The 24,998-nt window shown below is 59.0% G+C and carries 22 protein-coding genes; 9 read left to right on the top strand and 13 right to left on the bottom strand.

Translation table 11 applies throughout. From position 1 onward, the window contains the following. Positions 1 to 53: 53 nt before the first annotated feature. Positions 54 to 3,395, bottom strand: a complete 3,342-nt coding sequence (locus IEW17_RS09185; protein ID WP_188561750.1) for a PAS domain S-box protein — start codon at positions 3,393 to 3,395, stop codon at positions 54 to 56. 130 nt (positions 3,396 to 3,525) lie between these two features. On the opposite strand from IEW17_RS09185, the gene IEW17_RS09190 reads away from it, so the two are divergent. The 4 genes from IEW17_RS09190 (at position 3,526) to miaA (ending at position 8,717) form a co-directional block, all read left to right on the top strand. Then, on the top strand, positions 3,526 to 4,677 hold the full coding sequence (locus tag IEW17_RS09190; RefSeq protein ID WP_188561751.1) for a glycosyltransferase: 1,152 nt from the start codon (positions 3,526 to 3,528) through the stop codon (positions 4,675 to 4,677). Positions 4,678 to 4,854: 177 nt separating this feature from the next. Continuing rightward, complete coding sequence (locus tag IEW17_RS09195; RefSeq protein ID WP_188561752.1) at positions 4,855 to 5,325, top strand: DUF3828 domain-containing protein; 471 nt, start codon at positions 4,855 to 4,857, stop codon at positions 5,323 to 5,325. 600 nt (positions 5,326 to 5,925) lie between these two features. Continuing rightward, the gene (locus IEW17_RS09200) at positions 5,926 to 7,605 is read left to right on the top strand and encodes an amidase (protein ID WP_188561753.1); all 1,680 of its coding nucleotides are present in this window, start codon (positions 5,926 to 5,928) and stop codon (positions 7,603 to 7,605) included. 173 nt (positions 7,606 to 7,778) lie between these two features. Further along, entirely contained in the window at positions 7,779 to 8,717 is a 939-nt protein-coding gene (gene miaA, locus IEW17_RS09205; protein WP_308420610.1) for a tRNA (adenosine(37)-N6)-dimethylallyltransferase MiaA, read from the top strand. A 142-nt stretch (positions 8,718 to 8,859) separates the two neighbouring features. Here miaA and pfkA read toward each other — a convergent pair whose 3' ends face one another. Then, positions 8,860 to 9,831 carry a 6-phosphofructokinase gene (pfkA, locus tag IEW17_RS09210; RefSeq protein WP_188561754.1) on the bottom strand — a complete coding sequence of 324 codons (972 nt, stop codon included), beginning with the start codon at positions 9,829 to 9,831 and terminating at the stop codon, positions 8,860 to 8,862. Between the two features lie 355 nt (positions 9,832 to 10,186). Here pfkA and IEW17_RS09215 point away from each other — a divergent pair, with 355 nt between their 5' ends. Beyond that, a complete protein-coding gene (locus tag IEW17_RS09215; RefSeq protein ID WP_188561755.1) occupies positions 10,187 to 10,648 on the top strand; it encodes a tellurite resistance TerB family protein in 462 nt (153 codons plus the stop codon). 109 nt (positions 10,649 to 10,757) lie between these two features. Here IEW17_RS09215 and IEW17_RS09220 read toward each other — a convergent pair whose 3' ends face one another. The 4 genes from IEW17_RS09220 to IEW17_RS09235 form a co-directional block, all read right to left on the bottom strand. After that, on the bottom strand, positions 10,758 to 11,954 hold the full coding sequence (locus IEW17_RS09220) for an aspartate aminotransferase family protein (RefSeq protein ID WP_188561756.1): 1,197 nt from the start codon (positions 11,952 to 11,954) through the stop codon (positions 10,758 to 10,760). Positions 11,955 to 12,210: 256 nt separating this feature from the next. Continuing rightward, the gene (locus IEW17_RS09225; protein WP_188561757.1) at positions 12,211 to 12,687 is read right to left on the bottom strand and encodes a hypothetical protein; all 477 of its coding nucleotides are present in this window, start codon (positions 12,685 to 12,687) and stop codon (positions 12,211 to 12,213) included. 33 nt (positions 12,688 to 12,720) lie between these two features. After that, positions 12,721 to 13,188: a hypothetical protein gene (locus tag IEW17_RS09230; protein ID WP_188561758.1), complete on the bottom strand. Its 468-nt coding sequence runs from the start codon at positions 13,186 to 13,188 to the stop codon at positions 12,721 to 12,723. A gap of 65 nt (positions 13,189 to 13,253) precedes the next feature. Then, a complete protein-coding gene (locus IEW17_RS09235) occupies positions 13,254 to 13,802 on the bottom strand; it encodes an RNA polymerase sigma factor (protein WP_188561759.1) in 549 nt (182 codons plus the stop codon). A gap of 209 nt (positions 13,803 to 14,011) precedes the next feature. On the opposite strand from IEW17_RS09235, the gene IEW17_RS09240 reads away from it, so the two are divergent. From IEW17_RS09240 to IEW17_RS09250, 3 genes are all read left to right on the top strand, one after another. Then, positions 14,012 to 14,359 (top strand): DoxX family protein, encoded by a 348-nt coding sequence (locus IEW17_RS09240; protein ID WP_188561760.1) that lies wholly within the window; start codon positions 14,012 to 14,014, stop codon positions 14,357 to 14,359. Beyond that, entirely contained in the window at positions 14,359 to 14,700 is a 342-nt protein-coding gene (locus IEW17_RS09245; protein WP_188561761.1) for a DoxX family protein, read from the top strand. The genes IEW17_RS09240 and IEW17_RS09245 overlap by 1 nt, the downstream gene beginning before the upstream one ends. A gap of 412 nt (positions 14,701 to 15,112) precedes the next feature. After that, positions 15,113 to 15,484: a hypothetical protein gene (locus tag IEW17_RS09250; RefSeq protein WP_188561762.1), complete on the top strand. Its 372-nt coding sequence runs from the start codon at positions 15,113 to 15,115 to the stop codon at positions 15,482 to 15,484. A gap of 598 nt (positions 15,485 to 16,082) precedes the next feature. Here the strand turns inward: IEW17_RS09250 and IEW17_RS09255 are convergent. The 7 genes from IEW17_RS09255 to IEW17_RS09285 form a co-directional block, all read right to left on the bottom strand. Then, on the bottom strand, positions 16,083 to 17,039 hold the full coding sequence (locus tag IEW17_RS09255) for a transketolase family protein (RefSeq protein WP_188561763.1): 957 nt from the start codon (positions 17,037 to 17,039) through the stop codon (positions 16,083 to 16,085). A 112-nt stretch (positions 17,040 to 17,151) separates the two neighbouring features. Continuing rightward, positions 17,152 to 17,655 (bottom strand): endonuclease domain-containing protein, encoded by a 504-nt coding sequence (locus IEW17_RS09260; protein ID WP_229748918.1) that lies wholly within the window; start codon positions 17,653 to 17,655, stop codon positions 17,152 to 17,154. Continuing rightward, entirely contained in the window at positions 17,652 to 19,022 is a 1,371-nt protein-coding gene (locus tag IEW17_RS09265) for a vWA domain-containing protein (RefSeq protein WP_229748919.1), read from the bottom strand. The genes IEW17_RS09260 and IEW17_RS09265 overlap by 4 nt, the downstream gene beginning before the upstream one ends. 170 nt (positions 19,023 to 19,192) lie before the next feature. After that, positions 19,193 to 20,056 carry a transketolase gene (locus IEW17_RS09270; RefSeq protein ID WP_188561765.1) on the bottom strand — a complete coding sequence of 288 codons (864 nt, stop codon included), beginning with the start codon at positions 20,054 to 20,056 and terminating at the stop codon, positions 19,193 to 19,195. A 439-nt stretch (positions 20,057 to 20,495) separates the two neighbouring features. Beyond that, positions 20,496 to 20,945: a thioredoxin-dependent thiol peroxidase gene (gene bcp / locus IEW17_RS09275; RefSeq protein ID WP_188561766.1), complete on the bottom strand. Its 450-nt coding sequence runs from the start codon at positions 20,943 to 20,945 to the stop codon at positions 20,496 to 20,498. Between the two features lie 142 nt (positions 20,946 to 21,087). Continuing rightward, positions 21,088 to 23,112: a M23 family metallopeptidase gene (locus tag IEW17_RS09280; protein WP_229748926.1), complete on the bottom strand. Its 2,025-nt coding sequence runs from the start codon at positions 23,110 to 23,112 to the stop codon at positions 21,088 to 21,090. A gap of 187 nt (positions 23,113 to 23,299) precedes the next feature. Then, positions 23,300 to 23,914 (bottom strand): fumarylacetoacetate hydrolase family protein, encoded by a 615-nt coding sequence (locus IEW17_RS09285; RefSeq protein WP_188561768.1) that lies wholly within the window; start codon positions 23,912 to 23,914, stop codon positions 23,300 to 23,302. A gap of 243 nt (positions 23,915 to 24,157) precedes the next feature. On the opposite strand from IEW17_RS09285, the gene IEW17_RS09290 reads away from it, so the two are divergent. Beyond that, positions 24,158 to 24,955 carry a M48 family metallopeptidase gene (locus IEW17_RS09290; RefSeq protein WP_188561769.1) on the top strand — a complete coding sequence of 266 codons (798 nt, stop codon included), beginning with the start codon at positions 24,158 to 24,160 and terminating at the stop codon, positions 24,953 to 24,955. Positions 24,956 to 24,998: the final 43 nt, after the last annotated feature.

Below are 24,998 nucleotides of genomic sequence, written 5' to 3' on the forward strand. Positions count from 1 at the left end.
CTTGAAAAACAGGTACGCCGACCTGACCAAAGTAACAACGCAAAACTAAGTTGTCAGACCACTAGTTCTACCGCGGGGGTGGCACTGGCTGGCGCAGCCTGGGCCATTTCCGGGGCGGCAACAGCCCCGGGCGCAGCTACCAGTGTAGCGGACGTATCGGCATCGGCATCGTCACCCGTTAGCAACGGGGCCGGGCGAGCCGCCCGGGGGCGCAGCCAGCGGTGCAGCACTTCGTAGAGGTGGCGGCTTTTCACGGGCTTGCCCACGTAGTCGTCGAGGCCCTGGCGCATGAAGCGGCCGGCATCTTCCTGCATGGAGTAGGCCGTCATGGCCACCACGGGCGGGCAGGCGGCACCCAGCAGCCGGCGGATTTCGGCCGTGGCGGCCACGCCGTCCATATCCGGCATCTGAATGTCCATGAAAATGATGTTGTAGTTCGCGTCGGCAACCGTGGCCAGGGCAATGGCTTCGGGACCGCCACTGGCTACGTGCACCTCGCAGCCCAGCTTGGACAGCAGGCGCTGGCCCACCTTCTGGTTGATGGCGTTATCATCGACGAGCAGCACGCGGGGCGCGGCCTCGAAGGGCTGGAACACGGGCTCGCGCACCGGGACCACGGCGGGCCGGTCTTCGGGCCGGGCCTCGCGGACGCTGATGGTGAACCAGAACACCGAGCCCTCGCCTTCGTCGGAGAGCACTCCAATTTCACCGCCCAGCAGCTCGGCCAGCTGCCGGCTGATGCTCAGGCCCAGGCCGGTACCGCCGTAGGCCTTGCTGGGCGTAGTATCGAGCTGGGTGAAATTGGTGAACAGCAGACTGGCGTTATCGCTCGAAATGCCAATGCCCGAGTCCTGCACGGCAAAGCGCAGGGTGTGCAGCTCGCCGTCGGTGCTCACGCTGGATACCACGATGCCCACCGTACCCTCGTTGGTGAACTTGATGGCGTTGGCCACCAGGTTGCTCAGAATTTGGAGCAGCCGCACCTCGTCGGTCATGACGTAGGCGGGCGTGTGCGGCGTGATGTGGTAGGTGAAGCGGATATTTTTCTGCTCGGCCCGGTAGATGAACAGGGCGCGAATGCGCTCCATCACAGCCTGCAGCTCCAGGGCCGACTCGTGCACCTGGAGCTTGCCAGCCTGCATCTTGGACAAGTCCAGAATATCATTGAGGATGGTGAGCAGCGCGTCGGAGCTTTTGCGCAGCGTGTCCACGTAGTCGAGCTGCTCGTCGGTTTCCACGGTCTGGTCGAGCAGGTCAATCATGCCGATGATGCCGTTCATGGGCGTGCGCAGCTCGTGGCTCATGTTGGCCAGAAACTGGGTTTTGGCTTCCAAGGCGGCTTCGGCAGCGTCTTTGGCCTGGCGCAGGTCGTCCTGCATCTGCCGGATTTCAGTCACGTCGCGGGCAATGCCTTCGGTACCCACTTCGCCCGCATTCACTACCCGGGCATTCACGAGCACGCTCACGGGGTAGCCGTCTTTGTGCCACATCCGGGTTTCAAAGTTGCGCAGCATGCCGGTGCGCTTGGCCTCCACATCGGCGCGGGGTATATCGTCGGCACTCACGAAGTAGTCGGCCACGGTCTTGCCAATGACGTCTTCGGGCTCGTAGCCCAGCACCTCGCGTACCGACGGGCTGACGATGGTCAGCAGGCCTTCGCTATCGGTGCGGTAGTAAATATCCTGGAACGACTCGAAAATGGAGCGAAACTTCTCCTCCTGGGCCTCCAGGGCCAGCTGGGCCCGCTTCTGCTCGGTGATATCGTGGGCAATGGCCGAAATTTCCTCAAAGGAGCCATCGCCCAGGTAAATTGGGTTGAGGTAAATATCGGTCCACACATCGTAGCCGCGGACATCGTGCAGGCGCATTTCGAAGCGCTGGGCCTGGCCCTTGGCGGCCGCATCGTAGTGCTGCACAAAGGTGTCGCGCTCGGCTTCGGGCATGCGGGCCAGGTCGGCTTCCCACAGGTTGAGGCCGCGCACCGGATACGTGCCATTGCGCCGCAGGAAGAGGGCCGCGTAGTTGCGGTTGAAGTTCATGAGGTGGGCGCGGGTATCCACCGTCCACATCACGTGCGAGCCGCTTTCGAAGATGGCGTTCAGGCGGGCCGTCTGCTTGCCGATTTGCTCCTCGTTGCGCTTGCGCTCAATGGCCAGGGCCACCTGGTTCGAGATGAAGTGCAGCACGTCGAGGTCGCCGGGCGTGTAGGTATCGGCGCGGCCGTAATCCTGCACGGCCAGCACGCCGATAATACGGTCGCCGATGCTCAGCGGCGAGGCCAGCATCACCTCGGGCACCAACCCGTAGGCAATGACGGTACCGTTGCGGATAAGCTGCTGAAAATCGAGGTGGGTGAGGTAGCGCGGCTGCCCGCCGGCAATGATGTACTCCGACACGCCCGACGAAAACGGCCGTACCGCCTTCGGCCGGTGCTGAGGGTGCTGGTCGACGTGGTAGGCAAACTGCAACTCCGTGCGGGCGTCGTCGCAGAGCGCAATAAACAGGTTGCTGGTTTCAATAATCTTGCTCAGCTCGCGGTGAATGGCCCCGTAGAGGCTGGGCAGGTCCTTGGCTGAAATGGCCAGGTTGGCAATGCTGTAGTAAACCTTCTGCAGACGCTCGGCCTTGATGCGGTCCGTGATGTCGTGCAGAATAGCGCGGCTGCTCACCGGCTGGCCTTCCTCGTACACCACGCTCATGCTGCCAATCAGGTGCACGGGCTTACCCAGGCTGGTCAGAAACACGGTTTCTACCTTGTTCACCGGCTCGCCGTCGTACAGGTTGCGCAGCTGGTAGAGCAGCTTGGCTTTGTAGTACGGGTGCACCACATCGGCGAGGGTGCGGGTGGCCAGCTCGGCATCGGTGTAGCCCAGCTTTTCCTTCCAGGCCTTGTTCACGAAAAGAAAACCATTGTCGGCGCGCAGGTGCTGCACCAAGTCCTGGGCATTGTCGAGAAAGTCCTGCAAATGGGTGCTGTCGCCGGCCAGGGCGGCGGGGGCCAGGGTGCGGTTCTGGGGCTCTTGTCCCACCAGCCAAGTCCCGCTAACAGCCCCGACGGCATCGTGCGTGAAGCCGGTGCGCCACTGCACCGGGCGCGGATGGCCCAAGTGCGTGAGCACGGGCCGCTCGTAGCTGGCCACCACGGTTTCGCTGGCAATGGCATCGAGGTATTGCTGGCGATAGGCCGCCCGCTCGGCGGGAACGGTAAAAATATCGCAGCCAAACTGCCCCAGCACCTGCGCCCGGTTGTAGCCGACGAAGGTCAGGAAGGTGTCGTTCACCTCCACAATAGACCCATTCACATCAAGCAACAGGTAGAACTGCCCCAACTGGTCGAGCAGCGCGGCGGGCAGCGGCGTAGTGGGGGCAGAAGTAGCAACCGTAGATGAAGCCATAAAGAAAAACGCGTACGCCCTGGGTAATATTTCCTGCTAAGATAATCCGCACTGCCCCACGGCAGGCTACAGCGTAAATTTGACCAAAAGTAACTAACGCGGCCCGGCCCCGGTCCGTTCTCCCACCCCCTTGCCGCCTTCTCCCGCGCCGCTGCTGCTCTTCGCCGTTACCACCGACCTGTGCTACGACCAGCGGATGCAGCGCATTTGCGGCAGCCTGGCCGCCGCGGGCTACCGCGTGCAGCTGGTGGGCTGGCAGCGGCCGGCCTCGCCCCCGCTCACGCCCCAGCCCTACGCCCAGCACCGCCTGCGCGGCTGGTTTCAGCACGGCAAGCTGTTTTATTTGGAATACAACCTGCGGCTGTTTTTCTACCTGCTGGGCCAGCGCGCCGCCGCCTGGTGCGCCTGTGACCTCGACACCGCCCTGCCCGTGTGGCTGCGGGCGCGCCTGGGCGGCCAGCCCTTTGCGTACGATGCCCACGAGCTATTCACGGAAGTACCCGAAGTGGTGGGCCGCCCGGCCGTGCAGCGCGTATGGCGCTGGATAGAAGGCTTCATCGTGCCGCGTGCCCGGTTGGCCTACACCGTGGGCCCGGCCCTGGCGCGGGTGTTTGAGCAGCGCTACGGCCGGCCCTTCGCCGTGGTGCGCAACGTGAGCCGCCTGCAAGCGGATGCGCCGCTGCCAGCGGTACCAGTTTCCCCCGGCGGCTACATTCTCTACCAAGGCGCGCTGAACGCGGGCCGGGGCCTGGAAAACCTGCTCGATGCCATGCCGCAGGTGGCGGGCCGGCTGGTCATTTGCGGCGAGGGCGACCTGTCGGCGGCCCTGCGCGAACGGGCCGGGCGGCTGGGCTTGCTGGCTACCGGGCAGGTCGAGTTTCGGGGCTTCGTGCTGCCCGAAGCGTTGCGTGAAGTCACGCGCCACGCTGCCGTGGGCATCATGCTGCTCGAAAACACTGGCCTGAGCTACTACTATTCGCTGGCCAACAAGTTCTTCGACTACGTGCACGCCGGCATTCCGCAGGTACTCATCGATTTTCCCGAATACCGCGCCCTCAACGAGCAGTTCGACGTGGCCGAGCTGGTAGCCGACCTCGCCCCCGCCACGCTGGCCACCGCCCTCAACCGCCTGCTGCGCGAAGACCCCACCCGCTACGAGCACCTGGCCGCGAACTGCCGGCGCGCCGCGCCCCAGCTCAGCTGGCAGCACGAGGAACGGGAGCTGCTGCGGCTATGGGGAGCAATGGTACCCGTGGTCGATGCGGCGGGGCCACTGCCGTAGCGTTGAGTCACTCAGGGGCTCTTTGCCTTATGTGACGGTTGAGGATGACTTGCTTTATGGAACGATAACGGGCCCTTATCAACTCCTATCCACAGGACAGTGGCTATTTAAATCACCGTTTTGGTGCACCAATCTAGTAAACCACCGGTAGGCTCCCACAACAACCATACACGACGAATGAAGGCAAAAACTTTACTATTTCTACTCCTCATTTGCTGCCTGTCAATATCCCCTTATCGTGGTGTACAAGCACAAAATGCCGCCACCGACAAGCAGGCAATCGCGATGCTCAGGGAATTTTACACCGCGTATATCACCGCGTTTTCCGAGCTACCCGCGACGGATGCGTTAAAAAAGCTACAGACCCTTCCAAAAAAGTATTGTACGGCTGGTTTGCTGCGCAAAATCAATGCGCAATCTCAGCAGGGGCACGTAGACGCGGACCCGTTTACGCAATCGCAGGATGTGGATTTGTCGTGGATTAACACCTTAGCGGTGCGCAGAGATGTAAAAAGCGCCAACTTCTACACGGTCTCTTTGGGGGATGATATTTCCCAGTTTAAGGTGGCCATTCAGTTGACCGTGCTCAAGCAAGGCAATAGTTTCAAAATTGCAGCTATCAGAAGTTTTAAATACAAGAAGTACTAACCGCTCCTTTCGGTGAACGGCAGAAATCAGCCCTTCAATTGGTGGCCAGCTGGCCCCAGTAGGGCGGGGCGAGTTTAAGAAACCCGTCTACTAATCAAAGTTTACGAAACGCGCCGAGGTGATGAGTTTCGCAAACTCGAAACCAGACGCTTTCCCGGGCCTAGGCAAACAGAATTTTAGGGGAAGTGGGGAAGTACCAAAAGCGCCATGCTCATCTTCTTTTCTGTCCCTTGACACAATCTCAGTTCCCGGACACATCTTGGAATCAGAACGATTTTGGGCCCTTCCGACCGCTGCGTCCAGCGTGGCACTTTTGCGGTTTGGGGCCTTGTTTTCGGCATTGGCCTTCCTCCCTCAAGAGAGGGCAGGGAAGGTCATGTTTCGCTGTGCCCTGCATGGGTGAGTTTGTCTAGAAATGACGGATAGAAGAAGGACGTGTATTTCTTCTGTTATGGCAGCAAAATCCAGCGACTCGTCGCCCGACAAACGGCGTAAATACGCCCAGGTCTTTCGCCAGTTCTAAGGCGATATCCCGCACCCGGTGGACGCGTACCGGAGAACCGCTCTAGCTTTGCGCCCTTCAACCAGCTTCTGTTTCGCATGAAAAAACTCCTACCCGCGCTGCTCCTGGGCAGCCTCTGTTTCGGGGCCGGCGCCTGGATGGCCCGCCCTACGGCCCCCGATGAAATCACGGTGCCCATGCTGCGCACTGCCCAGCAGTTACTTGGGTTAAATTTCAGCGACGCGCAGCTCGACTCCACGCGCCGTAACCTCACCGGCTACCGCGACAGCTACGAGGCGCTGCGCAAAATCAGCCTGCCCAATAGCGTGACCCCGGCCGTAGGCTTCGACCCGCGGCCGCTACGTTTGCGCCAACCAACCCTTGCCGGAGCCCGCAACGCCGGCAAGCTGCTGCCGCTACCAGGTAAGGTGAAGCTGCCCGCCAACCGCGACGACCTGGCTTTTTACACCGTGCGGCAGTTGGGCGAGCTGCTGCGCACCAAGCAGCTTTCTTCCGAAGAGTTGACCCAGTTTTGCCTGGCACGGCTGAAAAAATACGACCCCAAGCTGCACTGCGTCATCACCCTCACCGAGGACCTGGCCCTGCAGCAGGCCCGCCAGGCCGACCAGGAAATCCGGGCCGGCAAGTACCGTGGCCCGCTGCACGGCATTCCCTACGGTGCCAAGGACTTATTTAGCGCCAAAGGCTACAAAACGACCTGGGGTTCGGTGCCCTACAAAGACCAGACCCTGAACGAGGACGCGGCCGTGGTGGAGCGCCTGCGCGAAGCCGGAGCCGTGCTGGTGGCCAAGCTCACGCTAGGCGAGCTGGCGCAGGGCGACGTCTGGTTCGGCGAAAAAACCCGCACGCCCTGGGACATCACCAAGGGTTCCAGCGGCTCGTCGGCGGGGTCGGCCTCGGCGGTGGCGGCCGGGCTGGTGCCGTTTGCCATCGGCACCGAAACGTTGGGCTCCATCGTCAGCCCGAGCACGGCTTGCGGCGTCACGGGCCTGCGCCCCACCTACGGCCGCGTGAGCCGCGCCGGGGCCATGGCCCTGAGCTGGACCATGGACAAAGCCGGCCCCCTGGCCCGCACCGCCGAAGACTGCGCCCTGGTGCTGGCCGCCCTCACCGCCGCCGGCCCCGATGCCCGCGATGCCGCCACTCTGCTGGCTCCGAACACCTTCCGCTACGCCTTCGACACCAGCGTGAAGAAGCTGCGCGTGGGCTACCTCAAGGCGGCATTCGACCAGAATTACGCCACCAAAGCCAACGACCAGGCCAGCCTCGACGTGCTGCGCAAGCTCGGCGTGGAGCTGGTGCCCATTGAGCTGCCTGCCATCGCGCCCGGTGCCCTGCGCTTCGTGCTCACGGCCGAGGGCGCGGCGGCGTTCGACGACCTCACCCGCTCGGGCCGCGATGGCCAGATGGTGCTGCAAAACCGCTCGGCCTGGCCCAATACCTTCCGCTCCTCACGCTTTATTCCGGCCGTCGAATACCTGCAGGCCCAGCGCGTGCGCAGCCTGCTCATCGAGCAGATGGACGAAAAGCTGAAGGGCCTCGATGCCTACATCGCCCCGTCCTTCAGCGCCAACCTCACGCTCACCAACCTCACCGGCCACCCGGCCATTGCCCTGCCCAACGGCTTCACGGCCGCTGGCTTGCCCACCACCATCACCTTCATGGGCCAGCTCTACGAAGAAGGCAAGCTCCTGGCCCTGGCCAAAGCCTATCAGGACGCCACTGAATTCGACGAGAAGCACCCCGTTCTTCAGTAATAATGTACCCAGAAACGTCATGTCGAGCGTAGCCGAGACATCTTGCTCGGGGTAGTAATCTAATCGAATGAGTTACTGCTGCACGCGAGATGTCTCGGCTACGCTCGACATGACGTTCCCCAAGTTCTTCGTTCTACTTCCTTCGTTCCTCTTTCTTCGTTCAGCGCAGCGTTTTGCTTCCCTCCTACCTCCTCGCTCAACTCACGCCCACGGCGGCCGACCCGCGCCCGGTGCTGTTCACCGTTGCCGGCCCTACCGCCGTGGGTAAAACGGCCTTGTGTGTGCAGTTGGCCCAGCAGTTTCAAACCGAAATTGTATCGGCCGACTCGCGGCAGTTTTTTCGGGAGTTGAGCATCGGCACGGCCAAGCCCACGCCCGCCGAAATGCAGGGTGTGGCGCATCATTTCATCGACAGCCACAGCATCGGCGAAGATTATAGCGCGGGGCGCTTTGCCACCGATTGCCTGGCCCTGCTAACCGAGCTGTTCCAAAAGCACCCGCTGGTCATTCTCACCGGCGGCTCGGGCCTTTATGTGCAGGCCGTTACCGATGGGTTGGATGAGCTGCCCAGCGTGCCGCCCGAAGTCCGTGCCCTGCTGCACGCCGAGCTGGCCGCCCACGGCCTCTCCCACTTAGTGGCCGAGCTGGCCGAAACCGACCCCGTGGCCCACGCCCGCATCGACCAGCAAAACCCGCAGCGCGTGGTGCGCGCCTTGGAAATTACCCGCGCCACGGGCCAGCCGTTTTCCAGCTTCCACACCGCCGGCCCACCCGCCGAAAACCCGCTGTTTCGCAACGTGAAAGTGGCCCTCACCCGCGAGCGGGAAGCGCTGTATCAGCGCATCAACCTGCGCGTGGAGCATATGCTGGCCGCCGGATTGGTGGACGAGGTGCGCGCCGTGCTGCCCTACCGCCACCACCACGCCCTGCAAACGGTGGGCTATCAGGAGATATTCGGCTACCTCGACGGCAACTACGACTGGACCGAAGCCGTGCGCCTGTTGCAGCGCAATACCCGGCGCTACGCCAAGCGCCAGCTTACGTGGTTGCGGCGGGATGCGGCGTACCAGTGGGTGGAATTAGGTGGCGGGGCAGTGAAGGATAATCGATAAGAACGTCATGTCGAGCTTACCGAGACATCTCGCGCGCACCGTGGAACCGAAGGCAGGCGGAGCCAACGACTGGGTTACTGCCCCACGCGAGATGTCTCGGCAAGCTCGACATGACGTTCTCTTTACCTTGTTATTACCTCACTCAAACCGATAGGATTTCCACCATCCGCATGAAGCTCTGGTTGATGAGCTTCTTTTTGTTGATGGTGTCGATAAAGGGCGTGTACACCAGCTTCTTGTCGATGATGCCGGCCATGACGTTGCGCATGCCGTTCATGAGGCCTTCCACGGCGGCGATGCCGATTTGGGAGCCCAGCAGACGGTCGGCAGCCGTGGGCGAGCCGCCGCGCTGGATGTGGCCAATTACCGTGACGCGGGTGTCGAGCTGCGGAATGGCTTCCTTCACGCGGGCGGCCACGTTGGTGGCGTTGCCTTCCTCCTCGCCTTCGGCCACGATGACGATGAACGAGGTTTTGGAGCGTTTCCAACCCGTTTGCAAGGTATCGACCACGACATCGACGCTCATTTGGGTTTCGGGAATCATCACGATTTCGGCCCCGCCGCCGATGGCGCACGGGATGGCGATGTAGCCCGAGTCGCGGCCCATTACTTCCACGAAAAAGCAGCGGTCGTGCGAGTCGGCCGTGTCCCGGATTTTGTCGATGCAGTCGAGCGCCGTGTTCACGGCCGTGTCGTAGCCAATGGTGTAATCGGTGCCGTAGAGGTCGTTGTCAATGGTACCGGGCGCACCCACGGTGGGAATGCCAAACTCTTCCTCAAAAATCATGGCCCCGGTGAACGTACCGTTGCCGCCAATGGCCACCAGGCCCTCAATGCCGTTGTTCACCAACTGGTCGAAGGCCTGCTGGCGGCCTTCCTTGGTCATGAATTTCTGGCTGCGGGCCGATTTCAAAATCGTACCGCCCTTCTGCACCGTGTTCGACACCGAGGCCGAATCGAGCCGCACAAACTCGCCCTTAATCATGCCGCTGAAGCCGCGCATGATGCCGTACACCTCCAACCCGTGGTAGGTAGCGGTGCGCACCACGGCCCGAATGGCCGCGTTCATGCCGGGCGAATCGCCGCCGCTGGTAAAAACTCCAATTCTCTTCATCTTACTATTTATTAATCCAGCGGATGCGCAAATGGCAGCCAAACCTCGCAAAGTTCGCGAAATGAATGCAAATTTTCACCCTCCCTTTCACATTACTCGTTTAGATGCTGGAATGAATCTGTAGTAATACGGGCCTGAGTACGCCGAAGCTGGCCCTGCACCCGCTTCAATACACCCATCCAGCGGTCGGCAGGCACTATTACCGAGGATACCGGAGCATCTTTATGTTCAGGTTATCTTTTTTTTACATTTCGCGTGTCCGACGGATAGCAACTAGCTGTTTTCCGTGTATCTTACCTCAACATTTGGCCCACTGGCCGTTAACTTATTTCCCACCACTTAATTCCCACGTTATATGTTCGGTTTTTTCGAAAATGAGCAGGCCAAAAAAATTAAGGGTCACCTGTTAAACCTCGCCGCGCTTGCCAAAGCCGATGGACACATCGACGAGCGGGAAATGAAGTTTATCATTTCCGTGGGCAAGAAAAACGGCATCAGCTCCTCGGAGGTACAGGCGTTGGTATCGGGCTCCAAAGAAGGCAGTACCGACCTGCCCACCAACGACTCAGAGCGGTTCGACCAGATTTTTGACTTGGTTGATATGATGTTGGCCGACGGTATCGTGGATGAGACGGAAATGGACTTCTGCATCATAATGGCCGAGAAGCTGGGCTTCCGCAAAGCCATTGTGGGCGTGCTGGTGCGCAAAATTTCGCAAGGCGTGAAGGACGGCCAGCCCCGCGAGCGCATCAAAGAAGAATCAAATTCTTTTCTGAATTACAACGAATTACCTCGCCCCACGGTCGATATCAACTAGCTTATTCAACGGCATTTGTCGGCCGTGGCCGCAAGCGCATGGGCCCGTCGCCACTTCCTCATTCGAGGAAAGCCGACGGGCCTTTTGCGTGGCCAGTGGTAGCCGCCGCTTACTGGCCCGTGATGTGCGCGATGGCCCGCAGCAGAGCCGCGCAGGCCTCGTCAATCTCGGCGTCGGTGATGATGAGCGGCGGGGCCAGCCGCAGAGAGTTGTCGCAGAACAGGAACCAGTCGGTCAGAATGCCTTCGTGGGCCAGGGCGTGGTCGATGATGGGCTTGAGGACGGCGAAGGAGTCGAACTCCACCGCCAGGAGCAGGCCGCAGCCCCGCACGTCCCGGATGGCCGGGTGCCGTAGCTGCGCCCGAAACCGCGCTGCTTTCGCGGCTACGCCCTCGGCCAGCTTTTCGTCCTGCATTACTTGCAGCGTGGCCAGCGCCGCCGCGCAGCTCACCGGATGCCCGCCAAACGTGGTGCAATGGCCCAAAATCGGGTTGGTTTTGAAGCCCGACATGATTTCCGTGCTCGAAATGAAGGCCCCAATGGGCATGCCGCCGCCCATGCCCTTGGCACAAACCAGAATATCGGGCTCGATACCGAACTGCTCGAAGGCCCACATGGTGCCGGTGCGCCCGTAGCCGCATTGGATTTCGTCGAGGATGAGCAAGGCACCCACTTCCCGGCAGCGACGGCGCAGGGCCGGCAGGTAGTACGGCGTGGGTACCCGCACGCCGGCCTCGCCCTGCACGGTTTCGATGACGACGGCCGCCGTGCGCTCGGTTATCAGGGCCAGGTCGGCAAAATCGTTGTGCCGGATGTGGCGAACGTCGGGCAGCAGCGGCCGGAAGCTGTTCTTGAAATCCTCGGAACCGGTGATGGAGAGCGCACCGTGTGTGGAGCCGTGGTAAGCGTTGAGGCAGGAAATAAGCTCGGTGCGGCCGGTGTGGCGCTTGGCCAGCTTCAACGCGCCCTCGATGGCCTCGGTACCGGAGTTGGTGAAAAATACCGAATCCAGGTGCGCGGGCAAGGTCTGATGGATGGCCTCGGCCAGCTGGGCGGGCACGGCCTGCACCAGCTCGCCGTACACCATCAGGTGCAGGTACTTATCGAGCTGCGCCTGAATGCCGGCCAGCACGCGCGGGTGGCGGTGGCCCACGTTGCTCACGCCAATGCCCGAAATCAGGTCGAGGTAGCGGCGGCCGTCGGGGCCGTACATGTAGACGCCTTCAGCCCGCTCAATTTCCAGCAGCAGCGGGAAGTCAGAAGTTTGGGCCTGGTGGCGGAGGAATAGCTGGCGGGGTGTGAGCATCAAGTGGTTGTCGTATTTGGGGTCGAAATGGCGTCACTCGTCTATCACACCAAGTACAGCGAAGCACCTGGTTGGGCTCCCAGGATTTTTGCGAACGTGATAAGGTGCTTCGCTGCACTCAGCACGACAGATAGACAAAGAGAAAGGGCTTCGTTAGAACCAACAAGGCCCCACTTCGATTGCCCCGCAAAAGTAAAGAGGCCACTGCGGGGGCAGCGGCCTCTTTACTTTTAGCTTGATTGAATACCGCTGCAACTCAGTCGGTATTGATGGCAGGCTGCGCACCAGCCCCGGCTACACGCTTGATAACCTCTTTGGTGAAGTCCCGTTCGGCCTGAAATAGCTGGACTACCTGACGCAGGGCAATTACTTTCTGAAATTTATCGAAGTAGTCTTTTTCCAGGTTCAGCTCCTGTTGGCGCATGGCGAAGGCCTGGTTGAAATTCTCGCGGATTTGCTGGTCGGTCATGCCGTCGGTCACATCGCGGCGCAGCAGGCGGCCACTGCGGTTAAGCTCACGGCGGCGGGCCGAAAACTCGTTGTAGAGCGGCCAGAACTTCTGGGCCTGCTCCTGAGTCAACGATACGCGGTTGGTGATAAAGGCAATTTTAGCGTTTTCGAGTTGGCCCAGGCGCTGGCCTTTGCGGCCCCCGCCGAGCCCGCCCCCACCCTGCGCGTGGGCCGTGGGAGCCAACATCAGGAGCAGCGCGACCAGACTAAATAATCGAAGCATAAATGGAAAAGCAGACATGATAGTTGACGAGAATTATAGGTAGGTAAGTTCTTCGGAAGGCTGCGAGTCGAGCACCTCATTCAATTCAGCTTCCGAGGCGTGCAGAAAATCCTTGGCAATACCCGGATGGGCAGCCGTGAGCACCGCCAGGTCCGCGCTTTCGACGTGAGCACCGCTCGTGAGCAGGTAACCTACCAGCTCGGTACGGGGTACGGCATCGAGCGAGGCGGTGCTGGCCGTAGCCGGCACCAATTGTGGCGTGCCGCTCATATAAAACGAAGCCGCGAAGCCGCCCAGCACCGCCACCGAGGCCAGGCCCGTGCGCAAAGCCGGCGATAAAAAGCCAAGCCAACCCCCGCCGGCAGCCGTATCGCGGGCTTCGGCCTGGGGCAGCCGGGCCATGATTTGGGAGGGTAATCTATCGAAATAGCCAGCGGGCGGGCTGCTCAGCGGCGGGTGGGACCGCCGAGGGTGCGCATCTAGCTTGAAGGAAGGTTTCATGTAAGTTGGATGAAGAATAGGGGGCGGCGTTTAATTCAATAAATAAAAAATTGTGCTGGGGCACGCTAGTCATCGGTGTTGCGGGTCACGTAGTCTTCCACTTTTTTCACGGCGTGGTGGTAGCTGGCCTTCAACGCACCCACGCTGGTGCCCGTTACCTCGGCCATTTGCTCGTAGGGCATCTCATCGTAGTAGCGCAGGTTGAATACGAGGCGCTGCTTGTCGGGCAGCCGCAGAATGGCCTGTTGCAGCTTCAGCTCGATTTCGTCGCCCGCAATGGCCGGGTCGGCTTGGATTTTAGCCGCCAGCTCCGCTCCCACATCGGTGAGCGGCAGCAGAAACTTGCGGCGCTTGCTACCCAGAAAATTCAGGCATTCGTTGGTGGCGATGCGGTAAATCCAGGTGAACAAGGCTGCGTCCTGCCGGAAATTTTCGAGGTGCTTCCACACTTTGACGAATACGTCCTGGGTGAGGTCGTCGGCGTCGGCGTGGTCTATCACCATCTTGCGCACGTGCCAGTACACCTTGCTCTGGTACTTGCGCACGAGCTGGTTGAACGCCAGGCTGCGGCTGGCCGGGTCCTGAAACTTGAGAAGTATTTCGTGGTCTTCCAAACGGCGAAAAAATACGCCTGGGTGGCGAAGGCATGGGTTGGACGGCAAAGTACTCCCCGCGTTTAATACTCGCCGCTAAAAAGACCAGCACCTACCTGAAACTAGCAAACCTCCCTATATTTAGAGAAAACTTGACGAGCTACAACCAGCCCGCCACCCCAAAAAACAGTTCCATTAAATTGACAAGAAATCTAAGCCATCAGTAAAAGATGAATACCTCCGCTTCCATTGCCCAAATAATTGTCGCACTATCCGTCGGCTACGTATGGATATTCCGATTCGATAACATCGTCAAAGAATTCAACCAATACGGCTTGAATGACTTAACCCGAACCATAGTAGGGGGAACCAAAATAATATTGGCCACGCTGCTGGTCGCTGGCATCTGGTACCCGGCTTTGGTTCTGATTCCCGCGCTGCTGATGGGCTTCCTGATGGCCGCGGCGCAATATTTCCACGTCAAAGTAAATAATCCCTGGAGCAAGCGCCTGCCCTCTTTGTTCCTTCTGGCGCTCTGCGTTTTTATCGCGGCTGTGTCCCTAAAATTAATTTCGTAATGAGTTTCTTTCTTGCTCTTGTTCTATTCTCCAGCCTGTCTTTTTTAACATATGGCATCGCCTATTTCAAATCACCAAACATGAAAAGCGAGTTCAAGCGCTTTGGTCTGGAAAAGCAGGGAATGCTGGTGGCTATTTTAGAAGTATTGGGCGCGATAGGACTGCTGGTGGGCCTGGCCTTCAATCCGATTATGCTGCTTTCGGCGGGCGGATTAGCTCTGCTGATGCTGTTAGGGGTGGCCGTCCGGCTCAAGATTGGGGACAGCGTATTGGTCTGCCTGCCGGCGTTTTCCTTTATGGTATTGAACGCCTATATTTTTTACAAGGCGCTGCCGCAGTAAAAGGTAGCCATCGAAGATAGCGCGCCCGCCCACCCTCTCCCCTCGACAGCTTGGGATTGTAACCAGCGAGTTGCGAATAGCACGCTGATTAGGATGGTTTCCCGCAAGTTGCGAATAGCACGCTGATTAGGATGGTTTCCCGCAAGTTGCGAATAGCACGCTGATTAGGATGGTTTCCCGCAAGTTACTTGCGTAGTAAGGCTGGATTGCCGCAACTTGCTGTGCTACGAGTTGCGGTAATCCGAATGTTATGCGTCACCAATGGCAGCATTGCAAACTTGAAACTTTCGAAATTCTAATGAGCTTTTCTTTAGTGCGTAAATAAATAGACGAGTAATGAAAAACCTTTTTTAAAATAACGACTAAACAGAACATCAACACTATGAGAAACTTATTTTCAAGCATTCCCATAATGACCATAATAGCAACTTTATTTGCAGTAGGCGGATTTGCTCAAAGTATTTATTTGAAAGATTTTATTTGGTTTAGCAGAAGTGGTTCAATAGTAGTTGGACTTGGGATTGTTCTTTTAGCACGGACATCAATTGTAAAAGAGGATTTGCTTCTGAATATTAAAAGTTCTGAAACACCTTTTAATTTAAATAGTCCACAATATTTTGAAGCACTTGGTGAACCCGTTCCTGATTATGTAAAAAACGACTTAGCCAGTAGAAGTGCAGTTGGAGTTGTTGGACCTATTATTAGTTTTATAGGAACAATTATTTGGGGTTATGGAGATTTGCTTAACCATTTAATTACAAAATATAACTGTATTTCAAATTAATTGACGACAATACAAACACGAATAGACGACATAGCTTTGAGCAAACTGACTGCGGACCTTGTGCAGTCGTGATTTTTATCAACAGCAACGCATTGACAATCAATAGCATCTAATAGTTGCGGCGGCGCGTATCGGGTAAGGTTTCTTCAATAACTTACCACTGAAAATCAGTCAGGTCCGTTTCGTACATCTTTGGTCGGATGAAAAACACGGTAACTTGGCTGATTTCTTTTTGCCTATCAACAACCTATAGTTCTTAAAACAATATGGCGGTGGTCTAAAGCGAGATGATTTTGAATCTAATGACACCAAAGTGGCTTTTACTGCTCCCCAAAAGCGTGTTTTGCTTCTCGACTAATTGATTAAATTCTGGTTTTCATCCTGCTTTAGATCACCACCAAATATTTTTGCGAACTCTAAACAGAATAGCTCCGAGTGAACAGAATAACGGCTGATAACACGGATTTGGCAAAAGTGGGGCGGACGGAATTCTAATTCCCCACCTTCGCCAGGTCCTACCGTTAACTGCTAATAGCCAACACGCAAAAAGTCCCCGAAGTAAATTTACTACGGGGGCTTTTCGCGTTTCGGGCTGGGCTTACTTCCGGCGCTTCATCACCGCTTCCACGGCGGCCACGATGGCGGCTTCGTTGAGCTTGTATTTCTCCATTAGCTGGTCGGGGGTGGCGCTTTCGCCGAAGCTGTCGTTCACGGCCACCATTTCCAAGGGCAGGGGCTCTTCGCGGGCCAGCAGCTGGGCGATACTGTCGCCGAGGCCACCGTTCATCTGGTGCTCTTCGGCCGTAACCACGCAACGCGTTTTGCGCACCGAGGCGAGGATGGCCTGCGCATCGAGCGGCTTGATGGTGTGAATGTTGATGATTTCGGCATTGATGCCCTTTTCGGCCAGGAGCTTGCCGGCGAGCACTGCTTTCCACACAAGGTGGCCCGTGGCGAAGATGCTTACGTCGGTGCCTTCGTTCAGCATCACGGCTTCACCGATAATGAAGTTTTGGTCGGCGGGCGTGAAGTTGGGCACCACCGGGCGGCCGAAGCGCAGGTACACCGGGCCGTGGTGTTCGGCAATGGCGATGGTGGCAGCTTTGGTCTGGTTGTAGTCGCAGGGGTTGATGACGGTCATGCCGGGCAGCATTTTCATCATACCCAGGTCTTCCAGAATCTGGTGGGTGGCGCCGTCTTCGCCCAGCGTGAGGCCGGCGTGCGAGGCGCAGATTTTCACGTTCTTGTCGGAATACGCAATGCTCTGGCGAATCTGGTCGTAGACGCGGCCGGTGCTGAAGTTGGCGAAGGTGCCCGTGAAGGGAATCTTGCCGCCGATGGTCATGCCCGCAGCCACGCCCATCATGTTGGCCTCGGCGATGCCGACTTGGAAAAACCGCTCGGGGAAGTCCTTTTTGAAGGCGTCCATCTTGAGCGAGCCGGTGAGGTCGGCGCAGAGCGCCACCACGTTGGGGTTGGTTTTGCCCAGCTCGTGCAGGCCGGCGCCGAAGCCGCTGCGGGTGTCCTTGGATTCGGTGTAGGGGAAGTCTTTCATGGGTATTGGGGAGTGTAAGAACATCAGACTCCCCTCCTTTTTTAAGGAGGGGACATTTCAGCGAAGCTGAAATTGGGGTGGTTGCGGTCGTTGAACGACCGGCTAAAAAAAATTAAACTGCAGAAAAACCACTTTTGATTGTTTCTAAAATATTGTCTAATCCCGCCCAAATTAACTTATTTTCGAAACGCAAGACCCGTATTCCCAAGCTTTCTAAGTAAGCTGTCCGGGTCGCATCGTGCAGATTACCGGAAACGGTAAAGTGCCCGGCACCATCTAATTCCACTGCCAACCTTTCTTCGGGGCAATAAAAATCCAGTACATACGCCCTGATACTGTGCTGACGGCGGAATTTGCGGCCGGCTATTTGGCCGTTTTTAAGGGCTTTCCATAAGGTTGCCTCGGCGGGAGTCAGGTTGTTGCGGAGGGTGCGACGGTCGTTTTTTTTCTGTGGGAGATTGTGGTAGTTATCCATGGTTCCTTGGGCAGTGCGCGTGTTGCAGTCAGGTCGTTCAACGAACGCAACCACCCCAATTTCAGCTTCGCTGAAATGTCCCCTCCTTAAAAAAGGAGGGGAGTTTGTCGTGCTTCCTTCTTTACCGCACACTGTTTTCATTTCCCAAAAATGGCCACCGAAGTAGTTTGCCCGCTGCGAATGCTGAAATTGCGCACGTCGGTAAACTTGCTGCCCGTGCTCGTCTTAGTTCGAAATACCAGCCGGTAAGCGCCCGGCTGCATCGGCAAATTCAGCTTACTGCTGCCAGCATCGGGCAGCGAGTAAATCCAGGTTTGCGACTCGTCGTTATTCAGTTGGTAGATGCTGCCGTAGCCTTTCAAATCGGTGGTGATGTTGAGGGTGCCGGGGGCGTCGTAGGTCACGGTGGCTTCCTGACCCTGCTTGACGGTGATGCGACGCACGGTGCGCGGCAGCGTCAGGGCTTCCACTTCGTAGTTGCCGGTCAGCAGCTTCTGGCGGGTGCCAAAGGTACTGGCCGTGACGGTGGTGCCGCCGGGGGTGCGCACCACGGCGCGCATGGTGCCGTAGGGGTTGGGCGTGAGCGGCGGGCTTTGCAGCCAAAGCGTGCCCTGAGGCGTTTTATAGGTGAGGACGTTGGCAGTGCCGGGCCGGATGGGAATGTTGGCCTGGCGCACGGGTGGCACGGTGTTTATCACCAAATCGTAGCTCTGGAGAGCGTCAATGTCAAGCACGTCGGCTTTGCCCTGGTCGTTGCGGTAGTGCACGTAGTTGTATTCGGGCTGCTCGGTCACGTTGTTCACGAACGTCATGTTGACGTTGCTTTCCACGGGCTGGCCGGCGGCATCGGTGAGGTTGACGGCGACGGTGGTTTTGCTCAGCGTTTTGGCGATGACGTCGTTCATCACCGTGCGGAAAGTGGCGACTTCGGCAGCGTTGTAGTACTGGCCAAGGCATTCGAGCTGCTTGCCAAAATCCCGCTCGGCCCCGATGCCGATGACGAACGGTTTGAGAAAAACGTGCTTGCGCTGCAAGGCGATGGAGGCCGCGCAGGGGTCGCGGTTGCACGATTCGAGGCCGTCGGTGATTAGCAGCAGCACGTTGCGCGACGATTTATCGGTGGGAAAATCGTTGGCTGACTGTAGCAGCGAGTACGTGATGGGCGTGTTGCCCTGGGCTTTGAGCTCGGTCAGCTTCTTCTTGATGGCCGCCGCGTTGCGGGACGCAAAGGGCACTTCGAGGCGCGAGTCTTCGCAGTTCTTCTCCGCGTTGGGGGACTGGTGGCCGTACACGCGCAGGGCCAGCTCCAGGTTGGGATAGGCGTTAAGCGAGTCCACCATTTTGGCCAGCATGCGCTTGGCCACGTTCCAGCGGGGCTGGCCCTCCCAGGGGGCCATCATCGAGCCCGAGGCATCAAGCAGGAAGAGTATGCGGGTGACTTTGGGGCGTTCAACGGGCGCGTTTTGGGCGTGGCTTTGAAAGCCGAAGAGCAGTAGTAGCGCGCACACGACCAACCTCACCGTCTGGCCCCGCATCTGCTTAAAGCGCAGAGTCCCGCGAAGAGGAGAAGCCAGTTGATTCCAACTACTGGAAATCGTCAGGCTCCCCCCTCTCCGCGGGAGAGGGGGACCGAGGGGGTGAAGTTGGAGGCACTGCGGCATCAACAGAAATCCGTGATTTAGTAGTCGCCCACCGTGCCCGTTACCAACTGCTCCAGGGCGGTGGCCAGCTGGGCATCGTTGGGGGCTACGCCGTGCCACTTGTGGCCTTCCATCATGAAATCGACGCCGAAGCCCATCTTCGTGTCCATGATAAACATGACCGGCTTACCTTGACCGGTAGCGGCTTGGGCTTCTTCGAGGGCGGGCAGCAGGGTGTCGAAGTTGTTGCCGTTGGCCTGAAGCACGTGCCAGCCGAAGGCCTCAAACTTGGCCCGCAGGTCGCCGAGGCCGCCGATTTCGGCGGTGGGGCCGTCAATCTGCTGGCCGTTGTGGTCGATGATGCCGATGAGGTTGTCGATTTTGTGGTGGGCGGCGTACATGATGGCCTCCCAGTTCTGGCCTTCCTCCAGCTCGCCGTCGCCCATGAGAACGAATACGCGGCGGTCATCGCCATTGAGCTTTTTGGCCTGGGCCGCGCCACAGGCCACGCTCAGGCCCTGGCCCAGCGAGCCCGAGGCGATGCGAATACCCGGCAGGCCCTCGTGGGTGGTGGGGTGGCCCTGCAAGCGCGAGTTGAGCTTGCGGAACGTGGCCAGCTCGCTCACCGGGAAGTAGCCCGAGCGCGCCAGCACCGAGTAGATAGTGGCCGAGATGTGACCGTTGGAGAGGAAAAACAGGTCCTCGCCGATGCCATCCATGCTGAACACCTCGGGGTTGTGCTTCATCACCTTGAAGTAGAGCGCCACCAGCAAATCGGTGCAGCCGAGCGAGCCGCCGGGGTGGCCCGAGTTTACGGCGTGCACCATGCGCACGATGTCGCGCCGCACCTGGGCGGCAGTTTCCTGGAGTTGAGCAGTAGTTATTTCGGCGGTCAGGGGCATAACGATGGGGTGAGGATTCGGTGGGGTAAAGGTAAGGGGCCGGGTTGGAGTATGGCAAAAAAGCCTGTGATACACACGTACCACAGACTTCGCCGATTGGAAATGGGTTTCGCCGGGCGGAAATGGCTATTGCAATGGGTTACACCAGGCTTCACCGTCCAGAAATGGCCATTGCAATTGGTTACAAGGGGTTCCACCGTCCAAAAATGGTCGTTGCAACCAGTTGTAAGAAGCTTCACCGCGTAGAAATAGTCATTGCAACCAGTTGCAACGAGCTTCATCACACAAAAATGGTCATTGCAACCAGTTGCAACGGGCTTCATCATACGAAAATGGTCGTTGCAACCAGTTGTAATTGGCTTCGCCGTCCGGAAATGCACGTTACGGACATCCCCAGGGGCTTTCGCCGCCCAAAAATGCCAGTTGGGGATATCCTCAGTTACTTCAGCAGCTGGGCGGCGTGCTCCTTGGTGTCGACTTTTGTGATAACCTGCTCAATCACGCCGTTTTCGTCAATCAAAAACGTGGTGCGCACGGTGCCCAAGTAGGTTTTGCCGTAGTTTTTCTTTTCCTGCCACACGCCGTAGGCCTGCACGATGGCCTTGTCGGTATCCACCAGCAGCGGGAAAGGCAGGTCGTATTTGAGGGCAAACTTCTTGTGCGCGGCCTCGCCATCGGTGCTCACGCCGATGACCTTGATGTTGTGGGCGGTGAGCTCCTCCTGGTGGTCGCGCAGGTTGCAGGCCTGGGCGGTGCAGCCGGGGGTGTCGTCTTTGGGGTAGAAATAGAGGGCGACTTTCTGGCCGCGCAGGTCCAGCAAGGAGATAATGTTGCCGTCCTGGTCGGGAGCGGAGAAATCGGGGGCGGCTTGGCCGGGTTCGAGGGTCATGGCGGGTTGGGGATGTAGCGTGGACTCTGTGAGTCCGCGCGTGGCGGTAATTCGGGTGTAGCGTGGACTCTGTGAGTCCGCGCGTGGCGGTAATCGTTCGGGTGTCGTTCATGCGCGGACTCGCAGAGTCCACGCTACAATGTTACAGGCTCAGCGGAATTACCCGCTCGTTGCCGGCTTGGTCGGTCAGGCGCAGCTCGGCGGGGCCGCGCAGGCGGGCCCCTAAGGTATCGCGGGCCACGGTGAAGAGGGTCGAATTCTTGTGCTCGAAGCGCAGCAGGCGGAACTGCCCACCGATGAGCAGGCGGTAGCTGGCCAGGCCGGAAAGGTCGTCGGCCACGCGGAAGAGCACCTGCCCGCCGGGCCGCCCGATGAGGCTGCCCTTGGGCGCGGTGGTATCGCGCAGGATGCGGTAGGAGCCAAACTGGCGGATATTGGCCGTAATCTGGCCGCGGTCGTCCCACTTGCCGCCCAGGTAGGCCTTGCCGCCTTTGGGCGTGGCCGAGTAGATGGCGGTGCGGGCCGGGTCGGCGGGCGGGGTGGCGGGCTTGAGGGTGAGCACCGCCGTTTTGTAGAAAGGCTGCAGCGGCGAGCCCACCGTCCAGAAGCCGCTGCCGGTGGGCTCGGGCTTGAAAGCAGTGCTCAGGTAAATGTTATCGAACAGCGTTTCGCGGCCAAACACCAGGTTGAGGAAGGCGGTGGCGTAGTTGGTTTCCTTGCCGGCCGGAATCATTACTTGCCGGTCAAATTTCTTGGTGATGGAGCCGAAGCGCAGCGAGTCGGGCAGGCCGGCGCGCAGGTCGTAGAGGTACACGTTTTCGCTGTTCTGGGTGTAGCTCGGGCGGATTTCGAGGCGGCGGTTGCCACGCAGCAGCACCAGGTTGGCGGCCACGGAGTCGGCGCTGGGGTCGGCGGCCACGGCCTTCAGCAGGTTGCGGGTGACTTCAAAGCGCAGGGCCGGCTTCTTCATCGCCGCCGAGCGGGTTTTGAAGTAGGCCGGCTGTTCGCCGCGCAGCACCAGGTGCACGAGTGTTTGGTTATTATAAGAGTCAGCCAGGGCAATATCGACGCGGTAGAGCTTGCCGGCTTCCACGTTCAGGCGGCCTTTGCTGGGGCCCGTGGTGGCGTACATGGCCAGGTCGTTGCCTTCGTCCACCCACAGCTTTTGCAGGGTGCGGCCTTGGGTGTTCTGGTAGAGGAAGTCGACAAAGTTGGCCACCTGCCGGGTGCCCGTCGGAAACGGCACCGCATCGATGGTGTGCTGGTAGAACGGCTGGCCGTTCACCTGCACCGTCACGCGCTGAATGCCGTTGCGGTTCCAGGCATTATCAAACCTATCGAAACCCTGCACCAGCAGCCCCACCGTGCCAAAGGCGCTGATAGTATCGGCCCAGGTAGTGGCCACGCCCGGCCCCGGCTGCACCCTGGGCGCAAACAGCGCCTTGGCAAATACGTTTTTCACCCGCGCCTCAATGCCCAGCGGCTCCAGCGCAAAGGCCTGCAGCGTGGGGGCCACGTGGTCCTGAATTTCGGGAAAGCCGCCCCATTGCAGCGGGTTATACTGCCGGTCCTGGGCATCGCGCACTTCCCAGTGCAGGTGCGGGCCGGCCGAGCCGCCGGTGTTGCCCGAGAGCGCCACCACCTCGCCCCGCTTCACCGAAAACCGGTCCTTCTCGAAAAAGGCCTCCAGCTCGTAGCTCTGCTTTTCGTACTGCCGCCGCATCAGCTCGGCCGCCACCGGCCCTTTGAACTCGTTCAAGTGACCGTACACCGTGGTCAGGCCGTTGGGATGCGTGAGGTAGAGCACGTTGCCGTAGCCAAACGACGACTGCTTGAGGCGCGACACGTAGCCGTCGGCGGCGGCGTACACGGGTTGGTTCACCCCACCGCCGGTCTTGATATCAAGGCCGCCGTGGAAGTGGTTGGGCCGCAACTCGCCCATGCTGCCGGCCAGAAAGCCCGGCGCGCCCGGTGCGATGGGAAACAGGAAATAACCCGGGGCCACCGTGGGCCGCCCTGCCTTCAGCAGCTCGCTAATGGTGCCGTCACGGCCCGCCGAATCAGCCTGTTGGCCGCCCACCCGCCAGGTCAGAAACACGATAAACAGGCTGATAGCAAGCCCGGTCTTTTGTGGGTTGGTCAGCCCGGTCAACTTCTCTTTCTGCACAATCAATCGTTTTTAACTTACGCTATTCTTCTGGTACGTAGAACGGTCATGCTGAGCTTGTCGAAGCATCTATCCCGCACAGTCATATTTTAATAAGGCTACAACGAAGCGGTAGAGATGCTTCGACAAGCTCAGCATGACGTTATTTTACATCGCAACAAGCTTTTTCTTTTGCTCTCCTTCCCTCCTACCGAATCCCCAACTCTAGCAGCTTCTCGCCTTCCAGAAAGCCTTCCAGCTGGTCGCCCATTTTCACCGGGCCCACGCCGGCCGGGGTGCCGGTGAATATCATATCGCCCATTTTCAGGGTGAAATACTTGGAGACGAAGCTAATTATTTTGGCGAACGGGTGCAGCATCAGGCCGGAGTTGCCGGTCTGGCGGGTTTCGCCGTTTACTTCGAGGTGGAAGTTGATGTTGGCCAAGTCGGGGATTTCAGCCACGGGCTTAAAGGTGGGCGAAATTGGGGCCGAACCGTCGAAGGCTTTGGCCAACTCCCAGGGCAGGCCCTTTTTCTTCAGCTCGCTTTGCAGGTCGCGGGCCGTGAAGTCGATGCCCAAACCAATTTCGTCGAAATAATTATGGGCAAACGACTCGTCGATGTGGCGGCCGTTCTTGCTCACGCGCAGCACCAGCTCCAGCTCGTGGTGAATGTCCTGTGAGAACTCGGGGATGAAAAACGGCTGACCACGCTGCAGCAGCGCAGTTTCGGGCTTGAGGAAAATGACGGGTGCGCTAGGAACTTCGTTGTGCAGCTCGGCAATATGGTCGGCGTAGTTGCGGCCGATGCAGATGATTTTCATAACGGAAGGTGAGGCGAACGAGAAAGGCTCAAAACTACGGCCCGGCACCGGCTTTCGGCAACCGGCTAATGGGTTTTCCCGCCCTGGCGGGCTGCCAGGGCTAAACTTTTACCCAACCTCTGCCCGTATAGCCGCCAGGCAGCCGCCCATGCACTGCGTGCACGGGCCCAACCGGCCAGCCACCACAACCAATTGGGCTCACTGCTTCGGTGGTCAGTCCATCTATATCTTACTTTTAGCATCATGCTCAAAAAACTCACCCTTCTCGCCGGCCTGACTTTTCTGGCGGCTTGCACTACGGTACCCATCACGGGTCGCCGTCAGCTCAGCCTCGTGAGCGACAGCGAAATCAATTCGCTGGCCTCTACGCAATACCGCACAGTTATCGCCAAGGGTCCGCTTTCCAGCAACTCGCAGCAGGTAGCCATGGTGCGCACCGTGGGCCAACGCATCCAAGGCGCGGTCGAAACCTATTTCCGGCAGCAGAACGCCGCCGACCAGCTGGCTGGCTACCAGTGGGAATTCAACGTTATCCAGGACGACAAGCAGCAGAACGCCTGGTGCATGCCCGGCGGCAAAGTGGCCGTGTACACCGGCATTCTGCCCATCACGCAGGATGAAAACGGTCTGGCCGTGGTGATGGCCCACGAAGTGGCCCACGCCGTGGCCAAGCACGGCTCCGAGCGCATGAGCCAGGGCCTGGTGCAGCAGTTGGGTGGGCAAGCCCTATCGGCGGCCCTTTCCACCAACGCGCCCGCCACGCAGGAGCTGGCGCTACAGGCCTTCGGGGTGGGCTCGCAGCTGGGCCTGCTCCGTTACGGCCGCAACCAGGAAACCGAAGCCGACCACCTAGGCCTGATTTTTATGGCGCTGGCCGGCTACAATCCCGACGGCGCTATTGCGTTCTGGCAGCGCATGGATGCCCGCGAAAGCCAGGCCTCACCGCCCGAATTCCTCTCCACGCACCCTTCGAATGGCACCCGCATTGCCGACATTCAGCGCGAGCTGCCCGAAGCCCGGAAGTACTACAAGCCCCGCTAACCGAATAGCGGTTGCCTGCTGACCGTTAATCATTCACCCACTA

The organism is Hymenobacter frigidus, assembly GCF_014640435.1.
Lineage (GTDB): Bacteria > Bacteroidota > Bacteroidia > Cytophagales > Hymenobacteraceae > Hymenobacter > Hymenobacter frigidus.

Coding starts and splice junctions, on each gene's coding strand:
- IEW17_RS09185 (WP_188561750.1), bottom strand. CDS start 3,395: ATGGCTTCATCTACGGTTGCTACTTCTGCCCCCACTACGCCGCTGCCC.
- IEW17_RS09195 (WP_188561752.1), top strand. CDS start 4,855: ATGAAGGCAAAAACTTTACTATTTCTACTCCTCATTTGCTGCCTGTCA.
- IEW17_RS09200 (WP_188561753.1), top strand. CDS start 5,926: ATGAAAAAACTCCTACCCGCGCTGCTCCTGGGCAGCCTCTGTTTCGGG.
- pfkA (WP_188561754.1), bottom strand. CDS start 9,831: ATGAAGAGAATTGGAGTTTTTACCAGCGGCGGCGATTCGCCCGGCATG.
- IEW17_RS09215 (WP_188561755.1), top strand. CDS start 10,187: ATGTTCGGTTTTTTCGAAAATGAGCAGGCCAAAAAAATTAAGGGTCAC.
- IEW17_RS09220 (WP_188561756.1), bottom strand. CDS start 11,954: ATGCTCACACCCCGCCAGCTATTCCTCCGCCACCAGGCCCAAACTTCT.
- IEW17_RS09225 (WP_188561757.1), bottom strand. CDS start 12,687: ATGCTTCGATTATTTAGTCTGGTCGCGCTGCTCCTGATGTTGGCTCCC.
- IEW17_RS09230 (WP_188561758.1), bottom strand. CDS start 13,188: ATGAAACCTTCCTTCAAGCTAGATGCGCACCCTCGGCGGTCCCACCCG.
- IEW17_RS09240 (WP_188561760.1), top strand. CDS start 14,012: ATGAATACCTCCGCTTCCATTGCCCAAATAATTGTCGCACTATCCGTC.
- IEW17_RS09245 (WP_188561761.1), top strand. CDS start 14,359: ATGAGTTTCTTTCTTGCTCTTGTTCTATTCTCCAGCCTGTCTTTTTTA.
- IEW17_RS09250 (WP_188561762.1), top strand. CDS start 15,113: ATGACCATAATAGCAACTTTATTTGCAGTAGGCGGATTTGCTCAAAGT.
- IEW17_RS09255 (WP_188561763.1), bottom strand. CDS start 17,039: ATGAAAGACTTCCCCTACACCGAATCCAAGGACACCCGCAGCGGCTTC.
- IEW17_RS09260 (WP_229748918.1), bottom strand. CDS start 17,655: ATGAAAACAGTGTGCGGTAAAGAAGGAAGCACGACAAACTCCCCTCCT.
- IEW17_RS09270 (WP_188561765.1), bottom strand. CDS start 20,056: ATGCCCCTGACCGCCGAAATAACTACTGCTCAACTCCAGGAAACTGCC.
- bcp (WP_188561766.1), bottom strand. CDS start 20,945: ATGACCCTCGAACCCGGCCAAGCCGCCCCCGATTTCTCCGCTCCCGAC.
- IEW17_RS09285 (WP_188561768.1), bottom strand. CDS start 23,914: ATGAAAATCATCTGCATCGGCCGCAACTACGCCGACCATATTGCCGAG.
- IEW17_RS09290 (WP_188561769.1), top strand. CDS start 24,158: ATGCTCAAAAAACTCACCCTTCTCGCCGGCCTGACTTTTCTGGCGGCT.